Source organism: Deinococcus wulumuqiensis R12, assembly GCF_011067105.1.
GTDB classification, from domain to species: Bacteria; Deinococcota; Deinococci; order Deinococcales; family Deinococcaceae; genus Deinococcus; species Deinococcus wulumuqiensis.
The window spans coordinates 467,033-481,730 of record NZ_CP049357.1 but is presented as its reverse complement, the minus strand read 5'-3'; the positions used below and the strand labels follow the sequence as shown (position 1 = coordinate 481,730).

General features: G+C 67.9%; 10 protein-coding genes. 6 read left to right on the top strand and 4 right to left on the bottom strand.

What is annotated here, in order from left to right:
- The first annotated feature begins 64 nt into the window (after window positions 1-64).
- From G6R31_RS02430 to trpD, 3 genes are all read left to right on the top strand, one after another.
- Window positions 65-880, top strand: coding sequence for a hypothetical protein (locus tag G6R31_RS02430; RefSeq protein WP_017869407.1), 816 nt, complete (start codon window positions 65-67; stop codon window positions 878-880).
- A gap of 257 nt (window positions 881-1,137) precedes the next feature.
- A complete protein-coding gene (locus tag G6R31_RS02425; RefSeq protein WP_017869408.1) occupies window positions 1,138-1,752 on the top strand; it encodes an anthranilate synthase component II in 615 nt (204 codons plus the stop codon).
- Window positions 1,749-2,828 (top strand): anthranilate phosphoribosyltransferase, encoded by a 1,080-nt coding sequence (gene trpD / locus G6R31_RS02420; RefSeq protein WP_152423475.1) that lies wholly within the window; start codon window positions 1,749-1,751, stop codon window positions 2,826-2,828. The genes G6R31_RS02425 and trpD overlap by 4 nt, the downstream gene beginning before the upstream one ends.
- Window positions 2,829-2,888: 60 nt before the next feature.
- On the opposite strand, the gene G6R31_RS02415 is transcribed toward trpD, so the two are convergent.
- Window positions 2,889-3,434 (bottom strand): hypothetical protein, encoded by a 546-nt coding sequence (locus G6R31_RS02415; RefSeq protein ID WP_017869410.1) that lies wholly within the window; start codon window positions 3,432-3,434, stop codon window positions 2,889-2,891.
- 141 nt (window positions 3,435-3,575) lie between these two features.
- Between G6R31_RS02415 and G6R31_RS02410 the strand changes: the two genes are divergently transcribed.
- Window positions 3,576-5,282, top strand: a complete 1,707-nt coding sequence (locus G6R31_RS02410) for an outer membrane protein assembly factor BamB family protein (RefSeq protein WP_017869411.1) — start codon at window positions 3,576-3,578, stop codon at window positions 5,280-5,282.
- An 83-nt stretch (window positions 5,283-5,365) separates the two neighbouring features.
- Here G6R31_RS02410 and G6R31_RS02405 read toward each other — a convergent pair whose 3' ends face one another.
- The 3 genes from G6R31_RS02405 to G6R31_RS02395 all read right to left on the bottom strand — a co-directional run bounded on the left by G6R31_RS02405 (window position 5,366) and on the right by G6R31_RS02395 (window position 9,723).
- The gene (locus tag G6R31_RS02405) at window positions 5,366-6,037 is read right to left on the bottom strand and encodes a hypothetical protein (protein ID WP_017869412.1); all 672 of its coding nucleotides are present in this window, start codon (window positions 6,035-6,037) and stop codon (window positions 5,366-5,368) included.
- A gap of 121 nt (window positions 6,038-6,158) precedes the next feature.
- Window positions 6,159-9,242: an excinuclease ABC subunit UvrA gene (uvrA, locus tag G6R31_RS02400; RefSeq protein WP_029732734.1), complete on the bottom strand. Its 3,084-nt coding sequence runs from the start codon at window positions 9,240-9,242 to the stop codon at window positions 6,159-6,161.
- A gap of 235 nt (window positions 9,243-9,477) precedes the next feature.
- Window positions 9,478-9,723 carry a hypothetical protein gene (locus G6R31_RS02395; protein WP_161617829.1) on the bottom strand — a complete coding sequence of 82 codons (246 nt, stop codon included), beginning with the start codon at window positions 9,721-9,723 and terminating at the stop codon, window positions 9,478-9,480.
- Window positions 9,724-9,813: 90 nt separating this feature from the next.
- On the opposite strand from G6R31_RS02395, the gene G6R31_RS02390 reads away from it, so the two are divergent.
- Both G6R31_RS02390 and G6R31_RS16820 read left to right on the top strand, forming a co-directional pair.
- Window positions 9,814-11,220: a hypothetical protein gene (locus tag G6R31_RS02390; RefSeq protein WP_017869415.1), complete on the top strand. Its 1,407-nt coding sequence runs from the start codon at window positions 9,814-9,816 to the stop codon at window positions 11,218-11,220.
- Between the two features lie 60 nt (window positions 11,221-11,280).
- The gene (locus tag G6R31_RS16820) at window positions 11,281-14,568 is read left to right on the top strand and encodes a UvrD-helicase domain-containing protein (protein ID WP_017869416.1); all 3,288 of its coding nucleotides are present in this window, start codon (window positions 11,281-11,283) and stop codon (window positions 14,566-14,568) included.
- Window positions 14,569-14,698 lie beyond the last annotated feature (130 nt).

Sequence of the window (14,698 nt, the reverse complement as noted above, 5' to 3'; positions counted from 1 at the left end):
ACGGACAGCATAGGCCACACAGCAGATTGACCGAGCGCCAAGGAAGGAAGCTAATGAGCATGCCATGAAAAAACTTTTAACTGGAATCGGCCTCACCCTGCTGCTCACCGCCTGTGGCGGCGACAAAACCCCCAACGCGGGCTTTACGACCCTAAGTGGAGTCCTGGTGGAACTTGCTCCCAACAGCTCCGACACGAACCTGGCGACCAAAGCCTGGACCGGCGGGGCCGGAACGGTCAAGCTCGTCAGCGCCAGCGCCAGCGGGGACAATATCCTGTCGACCGGAACACTGCAGGCCAACGGGGCTTTCTCAGTGCAGTTGCAGGCCCCAACCAAAGGCCTCGAAGCCTTCCCTGTCAAGGACCTCGACACGTTGGCCAATGCCTTCATCACCTCGTTGCTCGATATGGATGTTCGTCAGGCCCTGAACTGCTCAGGGACGCCGACCGTCAGTGACGCCGCCGCGCAGACTGCTCTTGGGGGCCTGACAGTTGACGCGGGCAAGGACGGCTACGCCTTTCCCATTACCCTCACGGGCAGCAGCAATCAGACCAGCGGTGCCTACACGTTCAAGATGGGTCTGCTGATGTACACCGACCGCCCTGTCAACGTGACTGGCAGCCAGGTCTGCACGGCCTCTGTCCCTGAAGGCAGCATCAATTACACGACCAATTACAACCTGCGCCTCGGCCAGGGCTGGAACAAGATGACCATCAGCAGCACGCTGGCGAGTCAGGGCGGGTCACCTTCTGTCATCACCATCACCAACGCAGCAGACAGCGGCAGCTTTCCCAGCGACACCTGGGTCTTCATGAACTCGGGTACGGGTTTCGGGCAGTCCCTCTCCCTCAAGTCCTTGAACCTGCCCACCCTGCGCTGAGTTTGCAGTTGTCCTGGGCCGCTTCTCAACGGAGGCGGCCTTTTTGCCTGTTCCACTTTCCCCTTGCCAAGCCGCTGTCCCGCACCGACTGACACTGCCGCCCGACCCGCCGCGTGCGCTATGCTCCTGACATGACCGCCCGCAACGCCCCCACGATTTGGTGGCCCAGCCTCGCCTAGGCGGGCGGCGTTGCTCCGTTTCCTCCCGCGCCTGGGTGAACCTCCACGTTCACCGGGCGCTTTTTCTTTGGAGAATCCATGTCTGCACCCCCCCTGCACCTGCTCCTGATCGACAACTACGACTCGTTCACCTACAACCTCGTGCAGTACTTCGGCTTGCTGGGCTGTGAGCTGACGGTGTGGCGCAACGACGCCTTCACGCTCGACGACGTGCGGCGGCTCGGCCCAGACGGCATCGTGGTGTCGCCCGGTCCCTGCACGCCGCTGGAGGCGGGCCTGAGCGTGGACGTGGTGCGCGAGCTGGGGCCGCAGTACCCGCTGCTGGGCGTGTGCCTGGGCCACCAGAGCATCGGGCAGGCGTTCGGGGCGCGGGTGGAGCGGGCGCGGCGTCCGGTGCATGGCAAAACCAGCGCGGTGCGGCACGGCGGCGAGGACCTGTTCGCCGGTCTGCCGGACGACGTGCGCGTCACCCGTTACCACTCGCTGGTGGTGCGCGACCTGCCGCCCGAACTGCAAGCGACCGCCTGGGCGAGCGACCCCGAGGAAGAGGTGGTCATGGCGCTGCGGCACCGCGAATACCCCATCTACGGCGTGCAGTTTCACCCCGAGAGCGTAGAAACCCAGGAGGGCCTGCGGATGCTGGACAACTTTCTGACCCTGGTGCGGGAGCGGCAGGCACGGGGGGCAGCATGACGGCGCCCCAGACCCCACAGGCACAGACTCCGCAGGTACAGACCCCACAGGCCCAGACTTCACAAGCACAGCCCCTGCACGCCCGGCTGATGGACGGCGAGGTGCTGGGCCAGACCGACGCCACGCAGTTCATGCGCGAGGTGATGTCGGGAGAGATGAGCAGCGTGCGGCTGGCGGCGGCGCTCGCGGCCTTGCGGGTGCGTGGCGAGACACCCGAAGAAATCGCCGGGTTCGCCCGGGCCATGCGCGAAAACGCGGTCACGGTCAACGTCCGGCCCCGCGACGTGCTGATGGACGTGGTGGGCACCGGGGGCGACGGAGCGCACACCTTCAACATCTCGACCACCACCGCTTTCGTGGTGGCGGGGGCGGGCATTCCCATCGCCAAGCACGGCAACCGCGCCGCGAGTTCGCGGGCCGGAAGTGCCGACGTGCTCGAGGCCCTGGGGGTCAACCTCGACGCCTCGCCCGAGGTGATTCAGGAAGCCATCGACACGCTGGGGGTGGGGTTCATGTTTGCCCGCAACTACCACCCGGCGCTGCGGCACGCCGCCCCGGTGCGCTCGGACCTCGCCGCCCGGACGGTGTTCAACATTCTGGGGCCGCTGTCCAACCCCGCCGGGGCGACCCACCTCGTCGTGGGCGTGTTCCGCGCCGACCTGACACGCACGCTGGCCGAGGCGCTGCGGCACCTGGGGGCGAAAGGGGCCACCGTGGTCTACGGCGACGGGCTGGACGAGTTCACCGTCTGCGGCCCCAACACGGTTTCGGGGCTGCGGGACGGCGAGATTATCGACCGGACCATGCACCCGGAGGAGTGCGGGGTGGACCTGCACCCACGCGCCGCCATCGTGGGGGGCACGCCCGCCGAAAACGCCGAGATTACCCGCGCCCTGCTGACCGGCGGCGGCACTCCGGCGCAAAAGGACATCGTGGCGCTCAATGCCGGGGCCGCGCTGCGAACGGCGGGACAGGTGGAGACCATTCGTGAGGGCGTAGCGCAGGCCCGCGAGGTGATGAAAAGCGGGGCGGGCTGGGACATGCTGCAAAAGTACGCCGCATTGACCAAGCGCTGACCCTGGGCCAAGGGAAGGGGCGCCCCCACCCTCGGGAGCGCCCCTTCGTACCGCCTGGAATCAGAGGCGGCTGCGGATGGCCTGGAGGCTGGCGCTGTCGGCCCAGCTCAGGCCCTTTTCCACGTAGGTGCGGGCAGCGGCGCGGTCACCACGCTGCAGGGCGATGTAAGCGAGCTTGGCCGCGCTGAGCGACGCCCACTGCTTCTCGGTTTCGTTGAGATCACCGAGGCGGTTCCAGGCGTTGTAGGCGTTGATCCACCACTGGGTCTTGGTGTAGAGCTGCGCGAGGTAGGCGTTGTAGTCGCGGTTGCCCGCTTCCTGGGTGGCGGCGAAGTAGCTGTGGTCCACGGCGGCCTTCCACAGGGTGCGGTCGTAGAAGGGCGCCGGGTAAGCCACGTCTGCCTGCACGGCGTACTCCTGAGCGCGGGCAAAGTTGTCGCTGGCCGACAGGGTGGCGGGGGTCATCATCGCGTCGCCCGCCGTGGTGCCGGTCACCGTGCTCGTGGTGGTCATCGGGGCCGTGGCGGGCGCCGTGGTGGCAGGAGCGGTCTGCGCGGCGGCGAGGCCAGCCAGCGCAAAAGCAGTCAGCATCAGAGTCTTTTTCATAACGAGTCACATCTTAGGGCGCTAGTTTGAGGCGCGTCCACCAGTTGTCCCAAGGCCCACTCCGTGCGTAAAGGGTGCTTAAAGACACGATCAAAGGCCAACACCGCCGATTCAGACCGACGACCAAGGAGCTGACCTGCCATGTCCGACCCTGCTGCCCGCCGCCCCTTCTTGGCGCTTCCTGCTCTGCCCCTTCTCCCGCTGACGACCTTCATTCTGAGTGCGGGCCTGCTGGCGCATTCTGCTGGCCTGGCGCAAACAGCCGCCCCCACCCCGGCAGCCACGAGCAGCCGCCCCGCCGCAGCCCCCCGGGTGAGCTGGACCAAGCCGCTGAAGGTGTCGTCGCCGGTCAGCATCGGGCCGCGCGGAGAGCTGACCTATATCGGCAACGACAGCCGCCTGCACCGCACCGACGCGGGCGGCCAGGAGCTGTGGTCGTTCGCCCTGGGGGACCTGGGCCGCGCCCAGCCGGTGCTCACCCCCGACGGGGGCGTCATCGCGGCGGCCTACGACGACACGGTGTATTCGCTTTCCCCCAGCGGACAACTGAACTGGAAAGTCAAACTCGACGGGGACATCTTCGCCAGCCCCGCCCTGCGGCCCGACGGCAGCGTGGTCGTGGCGACGGCGGGCGGCAGCGTCTTCGCCCTGAGTCCGGCGGGACAGACGCTGTGGAGTTACAAGGTGGGGGCGCCGGTCTTCAGTTCGCCCGCCGTGTCGAGTGACGGCACCCTCTACTTCGGGGCGCAAAACGGCCGGATGCACGCGCTCAGCCCCGAGGGGCGGCTGCTGTGGACCTACGCGGCGCGGTCGTCGGTGTTCAGTTCACCTGCGCTCGACGCCGAGGGCAACCTCTATTTCGGCTCGGGGGACCGCAGCCTGTACAGCCTGACCCCGGCGGGCACGCTGCGCTGGACGCGGGTCACCGGCCTGTTCGTCAATGCCAGCCCCATCGTCACCCGCGCCGGACTGGTGGTGGTGGGCAGCTACGACGGGCAGCTCTACGCCCTGACCACCGCCGGGCAGGACGCCTGGGCCTACCGCGCCGGAGCCGCCATCGCCGCGCCCGCCGCCGAACTGAGCGACGGCAGCGTGGTGGTCGGTGACCTCGGCGGCACCCTGCACGCGGTCACGCCGACGGGACAGGCACTGTGGACCCTGCCGGGCACGGCAAAAATCGATACCGGGGCGGCGGTGAGCGACCGGGGCACCCTGTACTTCGCGGTGGACGGCGGCCTCCTGAGTGCCATCGAGAACCTGCGCCCACTGGCGACCGGCCCCTGGCCCACCTTCCGCGCCTCGCCGCTGGGACTGGGACGCAGCGCGACGGCGGCAGAACTGGCCGCACAGACCCAGGCCCGGCAGGCGGCGGCAAAGGCCACCACCAGCCAGCAGCCGCCCCTGCCGACGCTGGCACAGGCACCAGCCCCAGCTCAGCCCCAAGCCGCGCCCCGCCCTCTACCTGCTCCTGCCCAGCCTGCGGCTCCGGCGTCGGCTGTCGAAACCCCGGCCACTGCGCTTCTCGTCCCTCAGGTCATCGGCGGGGTCATCTACCTGCCGCTCATGCCCCTCGCAGCGGAGCTGGGGTATCAGGTCACGGCCAGCAGCCCCACCCGCGCTCTGCTGGTGAGCGGCGAGGGGCGGCTGACCGTCCCGGTGCGGACGGCTGGCGGCCAGAGCCTTGTGGCGCTGCGCTCCTTGACCACGCTTCCCGGCGTGAGGACCGAACTGAAAACGGGCGCCCTGACCCTGCAACGCGGGGAGCGCCGCTTCACGTTGCCGCTCGACCTGCCCCGGCTGCTGCCCTGGACGCCGCAGCCGGAGTTTCCGCCCACCCTGCGCCGCTGAAGGCTGAATACAGCTTCGAGTCAATAAAAAGTGAGCGGGCAAAGGGGGTCACCACCCTTTGCCTGCTCTGCTCGTCCTTTCGGTTATTTGCGTTTTGGCGTCGTAGGAGGGGTCTGGGGCGCGGGGGAAGTCTGAGTGACCGTGGAGGCGGCAGGGTCGGCCACGACCACTTCCGTCACCTCCGTGCTGTCGGCAGCGGGGGCCGCCACAGGCGCGGGCCGAGCGGCCTGACGGCGGCGGTGCCAGCGCAGCAGCGTCGTCACGAGTTGCCGCACGAAGCTCAGGGTGACGCCTATTGCCATCGGCAGCAGGGCCATGCGGCGAAACTCGGCGGTGCCCAGCAGCTTGATGGGGGTTTCCAGCGCATGGCCCACCCGGTCGGCCCCCAGCACCGCGCCCGCAAAAATCAGCGCCGCGAAGGGCAAGACGAACGCCCCGCCCGAATGCTTGAGCAGCAGCAGCGCGAACAGGGCCGCGCCGACCAGCGGCAGGACCACGAACCACTGTTCGGGCGTGGCGCCCGGCGCCAGAAACACCAGCGCCCCCAGCGCCACCCCGGCGTAGCCGAACCAGCCCGAGCATTCGTCGGCCAGCAGGGTCAGCAGCACCCAGACGAACAGCTTGTTCGCCCACGCGCCCGGGGTCCACAGGAAGTAGGCCAGTCCGGCCAGCAGCGCCAGCCCGAGCAGAACACGCAGGAACGTCCACAGGGCCTTGCGGTCGGCCTGGGCAGAAGGAGAAGCGGCAACGGTCATGCGCCCTCAGTTTTAGCACGCGCCCCGGCCCCGGTCAGGTTTCGGGGCAGCGCCGTGCAGGGAAAAGGCCCCCACCGCCGCGTGGGCGAGGGGGCCTCAGCAGAGAGGAAGCAGGGCGCGCTCAGGCTCCCGACACCACCTTTTTCCCTTTCTTCGCCGGGGCTTTGGCGGGTTTGTCCGTCTTCTCGGGCTTCCTTGCCTTCTCGGACTTCTGTGCCTGCGCCCTCGGCGCGGCGGCCACGATGCCCGGCACACGGCGCAGGTACTCGCCGGTGTAGCTCGTGGGGTGGGCGGCGACCTGTTCCGGGGTGCCCGTCGCCACGATGGTCCCGCCGCGCACGCCCCCTTCCGGGCCAAGGTCGATGACGTAATCGGCGCACTTCATCACGTCGAGGCTGTGCTCGATGATGACCAGCGTGTTACCGCCCTCCGCGAGGCGTTGCAGCACCTCCATCAGCTTGCGCACGTCCTCGAAGTGCAGGCCGGTGGTCGGCTCGTCGAGGATGTAAATCGTCTTGCCGGTGGCCCGCTTGGCCAGTTCGGTCGCCAGTTTGATGCGCTGCGCCTCGCCGCCCGAGAGGGTGGTGCTCGGCTGCCCGATTTTCATGTAGCCCAGGCCCACGTCGAGCAGCAGGCTCATCTTGCGCTCGATGGCCGGAATCGCCTCGAAAAACGCCTGCGCGTCTTCCACCGTCATGTCGAGCACGTCGGCAATCGTCTTGCCGTTGTACTTGACTTCCAGCGTTTCGCGGTTGTACCGCGCTCCCTTGCACACCTCGCAGGGCACGTAGATGTCGGGCAGGAAGTTCATCTCGATTTTCATCACGCCGTCGCCCTTGCAGTGTTCGCAGCGCCCCCCCTTGACGTTGAAGGAGAACCTCCCGGCCTGGTAGCCCCGGCGCCGCGCTTCGGGGGTGCGGGTGAACAGGTCGCGGATTTCGGTAAAGACGCCCGTGTAGGTCGCCGGGTTGGAGCGCGGCGTGCGCCCGATGGGGGACTGGTCGATTTCGATGACCTTGTCCAGATGCTCCATGCCCTCGATGCGGTCGTACAGCCCCGGCGAGGTCTTGGCGCCGTTGAGTTCGCGGGCGAGCGTGGCGTGCAGCACGTCGTGAATCAGGGTGGACTTGCCGCTGCCCGAAGGCCCGGTCACGACGGTCATGGTGCCGAGCGGAATGGCGATGTCCACATTCTGCAGGTTGTTCTGCCGCGCCCCGAAGACCTTCAGGAACTTGCCGTTGCCGCCCCGGCGCTCACGCGGCACCTCGATTTTCAGTTCGCCGCGCAGGTATTTCCCGGTCAGCGAGTTTTTGGCCGCCTTGACCTGCTCCGGGGTGCCGGACGCCACCACCTCGCCGCCGTGGACGCCCGCGCCCGGCCCCATGTCGATGAGGTAATCGGCCTCCAGCATGGTGTCCTCGTCGTGTTCGACGACCAGGAGGGTGTTGCCGAGGTCACGCAGGTTTTTCAGCGTGCCGATGAGTCGCCCGTTGTCCTTGGGGTGCAGGCCGATGGAGGGTTCGTCGAGCACGTACAGCACGCCGGTCAGCCCGCTGCCCACCTGCGTCGCCAGCCGGATGCGCTGCGCCTCGCCGCCCGAGAGGGTGTTGGCGGTGCGGTCGAGCGAGAGGTAATCGAGGCCCACGTCCACCAGAAACTTCAGCCGGGTGCGAATCGCCCTCAGGATGGGCGCCGCCACCGCCGCGCCGAAGGTGTTGAGTTGATATTCGTAGTGCAGCGGGCCGTGCGCCTTCGCGGTGCCGCCGGTATGCCCCTTCAGAAACGGCTGAATGGCGTCGTGGTCGAGTTCGCCGTCCTGAAGCTGCCGGAAGAACCCGTCGGCCTCCAGCACGCTCATGCCGCCCACCTGCGAGATGTTCAGGCCGCCTGCCCGCACCGCCAGAATCTCGGGTTTGTAGCGGGTGCCGCCGCAGGTGGGGCAGGGACGCAGTTCCATGAGTTCTTCGAGCTTCTCGCGCATGAACTCGGACTCGGTGTCGGCGTAGCGGCGCTCCAGGTTGGTGACGACGCCCTCGAACTCGGTCATGAAGCGCATCGTTTCCTTGCCGCCGCGCTTATAGACCACCGGGAACGCCTCGCCGGGGCCGTGCAGCACGGCTCTCTGTGCCCGCGCAGGCAGGTTTTTCCAGGGCGTCGTGAGGTCGAAGTCGAGGTGGGCGGCCAGGGCCTTGAGCTTGTCGTGGTAGTAGATGCCCGCGTCGGCGCCCTTTTTCGTCCAGGGGATGATGGCCCCGTCGTCGATACTCAGCTTTTCGTCGATGATGCGCTCGGGCGAGAATTCCTGCTTGAAGCCCAGGCCCGCGCAGTCGCCGCAGGCGCCGTAGGGCGAGTTGAAGGAAAAGGAGCGCGGTTCGAGTTCTTCCAGCACGCTGCCGTGTTCGGGGCAGGCGAACTTTTCCGAGTACAGCTCCTCGTGGGCCTCACCGTTCTCACCGGCATCCGGCAGCAGCACGCGCAGCAGCCCCTCGCCCCGGCGCACCCCGAGTTCCACCGATTCGGCGATGCGGCTGCGGTCGCCTTCACGTAGGGTCAGGCGGTCAATCACGATGTCCACGTCGTGTTTCTCGAACTTTTCGAGCTTGAGCTTTTCGGCTTCTTCCAGTTCGTAGAGCGTGCCGTCCACCCGCACGCGCGAAAAGCCCTCGCGCTTGAGGTCGGCAAACAGCTTGCGGTACTCGCCCTTGCGCCCGCGCACCGCCGGGGCGAGGAGAATGGCCCGCTTGTCCGGGAACTCCGCCAGCAGCCGGTCGGTGATTTCGGTGGGACTCTGTTTCTCGATTTTGCGCCCGCACAGGGGGCAGTACGGCGTGCCGACGCGGGCGTAGAGCAGCCGCAGGTAGTCGTGAATCTCGGTGACGGTGCCCACCGTGGAGCGCGGGTTATGAGAAGTGGTCTTCTGGTCGATGGAAATGGCCGGAGACAGCCCGGTGATGGCGTCCACGTCGGGCTTTTCCATCAGCCCCAGAAACTGCCGGGCGTAGGCGCTGAGGCTCTCGACATAGCGGCGCTGGCCCTCGGCGTAGATGGTGTCGAAGGCGAGCGTGGACTTGCCCGACCCGGACACGCCCGTGATGACCACGAACTGGTCACGCGGAAACGAAACGGTGATGTCCTTGAGGTTGTGTTCGCGGGCGCCCCGGACGGTCAACTGTGGCACAGAGGGATGGGGTTGGGTGGGTTGCATTCGGCTCCTTGAGGGCAGGCAAAAGGGTGGGGCGGGGGGCGCTGGAAGCTCTCGGCGGCCCCGGCTTTTTCCCCTGACGGCCTGGAATCGCGTTCTGACTGCGGCGTAAGTGGCCTGACCCCCTACGCTCTGAAACAGGGCATTCTAACAGGAGGTGCGGCAAGGAGGGCACGCCGGGACCACAAAAACCGCCCGGCACGGAGCGGGCGGCAAGCTCTGTCGGGGCGGCAACGGCTCAGGCGGCTTTCTGTCCCAGCACGGCCCGGACGCCTTTGGAGGTCACGCGGTAGTCCCAGCCGCGTGTGCTCAGACACGGCTCGATGAGGTGGCGGTCTTCGAGCCAGTGCAGGGCATTGCGCGAGACGGTTCGCCAGTCGAGTTCCTGGCCCTGGGCCAGCGCCAGCAGGAAACGGTGAGCCTGCCGCACGGTGGCGGCCGCGCTCGGCACACGAGGCGGAGAGGGGGCAGGAGCAAACGTCATGGTTGACAGCTTGCCAGCTGCGCACCGCAGGCAAATGACAGTCGCCGGAACATTCCTTCATTTTGGGGGGGTGGCTCTATCCTCCTCCCCATGACGTTTTCCGAACTCGACCCCCGCACGCTCACCGCACTGGGCAGCGCCGGGGCGCTGGAGGCGGCGACCTCGCCCCGCGCCCCGGCAGACGTGCTCAGCGGCCTCTCGGCGCACCCCAGTGCCCAGGTCCGCGCCGGGGTCGCCCGCAACCCCAACACCCCCGCCGAAGTGCTGGGCCTGCTCGCCGCGCAGTTTCCGCGTGAAGTGCTGAGCAATCCGGGCCTGCCGCTGCTGAGGCTCGCCCGCCCCGGCCTGCTGCTGGGGTTTCCTGCCGAGGGGGTCACGGCGCTGCTGGCCCTGCCCGACGCGCCCGCCTGGGTGGTGGACTCGGCGCTGCGGCACGAGGACTACGGGGTGCGTACGGCGCTGGCGGCCCGGCCTGACCTCGCGCCCGAGCGGGTCACGGCGCTCGCGCAGGACGCCGGGTGGCAGGTGCGCGAGGCGGTGGCGCAGCGCCCGGACCTGCCGGAAGCCCTGCTGCGCCAGCTCGCCGGGGACGACGACTACGACGTGCGCAAGGCCGTCGCCCTGCGCCCCGACCTGCCCGGCGACCTGCTGCGCACGCTGGTGGGCGACCCGCACAGCCTGGTCCGGGCGAACGTGGCGCGGCGGCTGGATTTGCCGCTCGACTGCCTGCTTTCCCTGGCGACGGGCGGTGACCCCGACGTGCTGGCGACGCTGGCCCGCCGCATCGATCTGCCCGGCAACGTGCGCGAGTGGCTCTCGGCCAGCCCCGAGCCGCTGGTGCGCTCGGCGGCGCTGCAAGCCTGGACGGTGCCTGCCGCGTGGCTGACCCGCGCCGAAACCGACGCCGACAGTGACGTGCGCTCGGCCCTGGCCCGGCGGCCCGACCTGCGCCCGGAGGTGATGGAACGCCTCGCCCGCGACGAAGCCGAGGCGGTGCGCCGCACGCTGCTCGAACGCAACGATCTGCCCGACGGCGCGGTTCTCGCGCTCGCTCAGGCCCCCGAACCCGACCTGCGGCTGCATGTGGCGAGTGCCGAGACGCTGCCCGCCGCCGCGCTGGACGTGCTGCTGACCGACGAAAGCGCCGACGTGCGGACCATCCTCGCCGTGCGGCCCGACCTCGGCCCCGAGCGGCTGTCGCGGCTGGCCGCCGACGCGAGCGCGGAGGTGCGCCGGGGGGTGGCGCTGGCCCCGGTCCTGCCCACCGACCTGCTGGGCCGACTGGCCGCCGACCCGAATGCCGGAGTGCGCCGCACCGTCGCTTCCCGCGCCGACCTGCCCGCCGAGCTGCTGCCCGTCCTCGCCGCCGACCCGGACGAAGGCGTGCGCCTGATGGTGGCCGGACGCGCTGACCTGCCCGCCGAGGTGCGGGAACGGCTGGCGGCGGATACGGACGAAAACGTGCGGCGGGAGCTGGAGGCCGGAGTTTCGGGGTGAAGCTGCCAGAACCGCAGCCTTTTACGCCCACAACGTAAATCCCCCTGCTACAATCCCCCGGTGACTGCTTCTCCCGGTGCGCCCGACCTGCTCCAGGCCCTCAACCCCACCCAGGCGCAGGCCGCCGACCATTTCACCGGCCCCGCACTGGTGATCGCCGGGGCGGGCAGCGGCAAGACGCGCACGCTGATTTACCGCATCGCCCATCTGATCGGGCATTACGGGGTGCAGCCGGGCGAGATTCTGGCGGTGACGTTCACCAACAAGGCCGCCGCCGAAATGCGTGAGCGGGCCAGCCACCTCGTGCCGGGCGCGGGCGACCTCTGGATGAGCACCTTTCACTCGGCGGGCGTGCGGATTTTGCGGGCCTACGGCGAGCACATCGGCCTCCGGCGCGGCTTTGTCATCTACGACGACGACGACCAGCTCGACATCATCAAGGAAGTGATGGGCAGTGTGCCCGGCATCGGGGCCGAGACGCAGCCGCGCGCCCTGCGCGGCATCATCGACCGCGCCAAGAGCAACCTGTGGACGCCCGACGACCTGGGCCGCAGCCGCGAGCCGTTCATCAGCGGCCTGCCGCGTGAGAGCGCCGCCGAGGTCTACCGCCGCTACGAGGCCCGCAAGAAGGGCCAGAACGCCATCGATTTCGGCGACCTGATTACTGAAACCGTTCGGCTGTTTCAGGAAGTGCCGGGCGTGCTCGACCGGGTGCAGAACCGGGCCAGGTTCATTCACATCGACGAGTATCAGGACACGAACCGGGCACAGTACGAGCTGACGCGGCTGCTGGCTTCGCGGGACCGGAACCTGCTGGTCGTCGGGGACCCCGATCAGTGCCTGCTTCCCGGCACCCTGATCTGCACGCCGCAAGGCTGGCGGCCCATCGAGACATTGCAAGTCGGTGACCGTATCTGCGGCACGGGCGGAAAGAACCGGGTCACAGGCGGCGAAATCACGCAGGTCAAGCGCGGCGAGTCGCACGGCAGGCACTGGCGGGTCAAGACGGCGAGCGCCGAGCTGACCGGCACGCCACATCACGTGGTGCTCGCGCGGCACCAGCCCATGCAGGGGCAGTGGTACGTCTCCCTGATGCAGCGCGAGGACCGGGGTTACCGCATCGGCCTGACGATGGGGGCGCGGCAAAACGGCGAGGGGCGCACCGACTACGGCTGCCGGGTGCGGCTGAATCAGGAGCACGGCGACAAGGTCTGGGTGCTGCGGATTTGCGACTCCAGGGCCGACGCGGCGTACTGGGAAGCGTATTACGCGGCGAAGTACGGCCTGCCCACGGTGCTGTTCCACGGCGTGGGGCGGCAACTCGCGCTCTCCGAAGCCCACCTTCAGCGTCTCTTTGCCGAACTCGACACGGCGGCGGCGGCGCAGCGCCTGATGGCCGACCTGCACCTGCACCCGGAGTTCCCGCACCACCGCCCGCAAAACGGCCTGCGGCGTCAGAGCGTCAACCTGGTGATGTTTCAGGATTTCCGCAGTGGGCAGGTGGGCTATCACCGCATTCAGTGGAGCAGTAGCCGCGCGGACGTGGCCGAGCGACTCTTGCAGGCTGGGCACGCGGTGCGCTCCAATGGCCGGGGCGGCTACCGCCTGGAACTCAGCCGCAAGGATTATCCCCAGGCGCTGGCCGAAGCGCAGCAAATCGCCCGTGACGGCGGCCTCGAATTGCAGCGCATGGCCCAGATCGGCGGCGTGATGTACGCCTTCTTGCCGCTTTCGCACCTGCACCCCGGCATGACGGTGCTTGTCGAGCGAGGCGGTGAACTCGTCGAAGAAGCCGTGGAAGCGGTGGACACCTTCGACTACGCCGGGCCGGTGTACGACCTCACCGTGTCGCCGCTGCACACCTACCTTGCGGGCGGCATGCTCGTCCACAACAGCATCTACAAGTTCCGTGGCGCCGACATTCAGAACATCCTCGACTTTCAGCAGGACTACCCCGACGCCAAGGTGTACATGCTCGAACACAATTACCGTTCGAGCGGGCGCGTGCTGGAAGCGGCCAACAAACTGATTGAAAACAACACCGAGCGCCTCGACAAGACCCTCAAACCGGTCAAGGAGCTGGGCCACCCCGTCACCTTCCACCGCGCCACCGACCACCGTGCCGAGGGGGATTACGTGGCCGACTGGCTGACCCGGCTGCACGGCGAGGGACGGGCGTGGTCGGACATGGCGATTCTGTACCGCACCAACGCACAGTCGCGCGTGATTGAAGAGTCGCTGCGGCGGGTGCAGATTCCGACCCGCATCGTGGGCGGCGTGGGCTTTTACGACCGGCGCGAGATTCGGGACATCCTCGCCTACGCCCGCCTCGCCATCAACCCCGCCGACGACGTGGCCCTGCGGCGCATCATCGGGCGGCCCCGGCGCGGGATTGGCGACACAGCGCTGCAAAAACTGATGGACTGGGCGCGGGAACACCGCACGACGATTCTGAACGCCTGCGCGAACGCCGCCGAGCAGAACATTCTCGACCGGGGCGCACAAAAGGCCGTCGAGTTCGCGCGGCTGATGGAAGCGATGTCCGAAGCCGCCGACAACTACGAGCCTGCCGCCTTTTTCCGCTTTGTCATGGAAACGAGCGGGTATCTCGACCTTTTGCGGCAAGAAGGACAGGAGGGGCAGGTGCGACTGGAAAACCTCGAAGAACTCGTCAGCGCCGCCGAGGAATGGTCGCAGGAGAACGAAGGCTCGATTGCCGATTTCCTCGACGACGCCGCGCTGCTTTCCAGCGTGGACGACATGCGCACCAAAGCCGAGAACAAAGGCGCCCCCGAAGACGCCGTGACGCTGATGACGCTGCACAACGCCAAGGGGCTGGAGTTTCCAGTGGTGTTCATCGTGGGCGTCGAGCAGGGGCTGCTGCCGAGCAAGGGCGCGATGGCCGAGGGACCGGGCGGCATCGAGGAGGAGCGGCGGCTCTTTTACGTCGGCATCACGCGGGCGATGGAGCGGCTGCTGATGACCGCCGCGCAAAACCGGATGCAGTTCGGCAAGACCAACGCCGCCGAAGACAGCGCCTTTCTGGAAGACATCGAGGGCCTGTTCGACACGGTGGACCCCTACGGCCAGGTCGTCGAGTACCGCGCCAAGACCTGGAAGCAGTACCGCCCCACCGTGCCCGCCGCGACCACAGCGGTCAAGAACACCAGCCCGCTGACCGCCGACCTCGCCTACCGGGGCGGCGAGCGCGTGCGGCACCCCAAGTTCGGGGAGGGTCAGGTGCTGGCCGTGGCGGGCGTGGGCGAGCGCCAGGAAGTGACGGTGCATTTCGCCTCGGCGGGCATCAAGAAACTGATGGTGAAGTTCGCCAACCTGACGAAGCTGTAGCCCGACGCTGTGGCCCGACTCATACGGATTCCGATTGAATCTGGTAGTTTCATATTCAATCCGAGCGGATGCGAGTAGGAAAAAATACGGATTCTGCGATATGGATGCACAGGCGGCGCTTTCCCGACTG

Bases quoted from the DNA above. Each gene is read 5' to 3' on its own strand.
- G6R31_RS02395 (WP_161617829.1), bottom strand. From the start codon at position 9,723: ATGACGTTTGCTCCTGCCCCCTCTCCGCCTCGTGTGCCGAGCGCGGCC.
- trpD (WP_152423475.1), top strand. From the start codon at position 1,749: ATGACGGCGCCCCAGACCCCACAGGCACAGACTCCGCAGGTACAGACC.
- G6R31_RS02390 (WP_017869415.1), top strand. From the start codon at position 9,814: ATGACGTTTTCCGAACTCGACCCCCGCACGCTCACCGCACTGGGCAGC.
- G6R31_RS02425 (WP_017869408.1), top strand. From the start codon at position 1,138: ATGTCTGCACCCCCCCTGCACCTGCTCCTGATCGACAACTACGACTCG.
- uvrA (WP_029732734.1), bottom strand. From the start codon at position 9,242: ATGCAACCCACCCAACCCCATCCCTCTGTGCCACAGTTGACCGTCCGG.
- G6R31_RS02415 (WP_017869410.1), bottom strand. From the start codon at position 3,434: ATGAAAAAGACTCTGATGCTGACTGCTTTTGCGCTGGCTGGCCTCGCC.
- G6R31_RS02410 (WP_017869411.1), top strand. From the start codon at position 3,576: ATGTCCGACCCTGCTGCCCGCCGCCCCTTCTTGGCGCTTCCTGCTCTG.
- G6R31_RS02430 (WP_017869407.1), top strand. From the start codon at position 65: ATGAAAAAACTTTTAACTGGAATCGGCCTCACCCTGCTGCTCACCGCC.
- G6R31_RS02405 (WP_017869412.1), bottom strand. From the start codon at position 6,037: ATGACCGTTGCCGCTTCTCCTTCTGCCCAGGCCGACCGCAAGGCCCTG.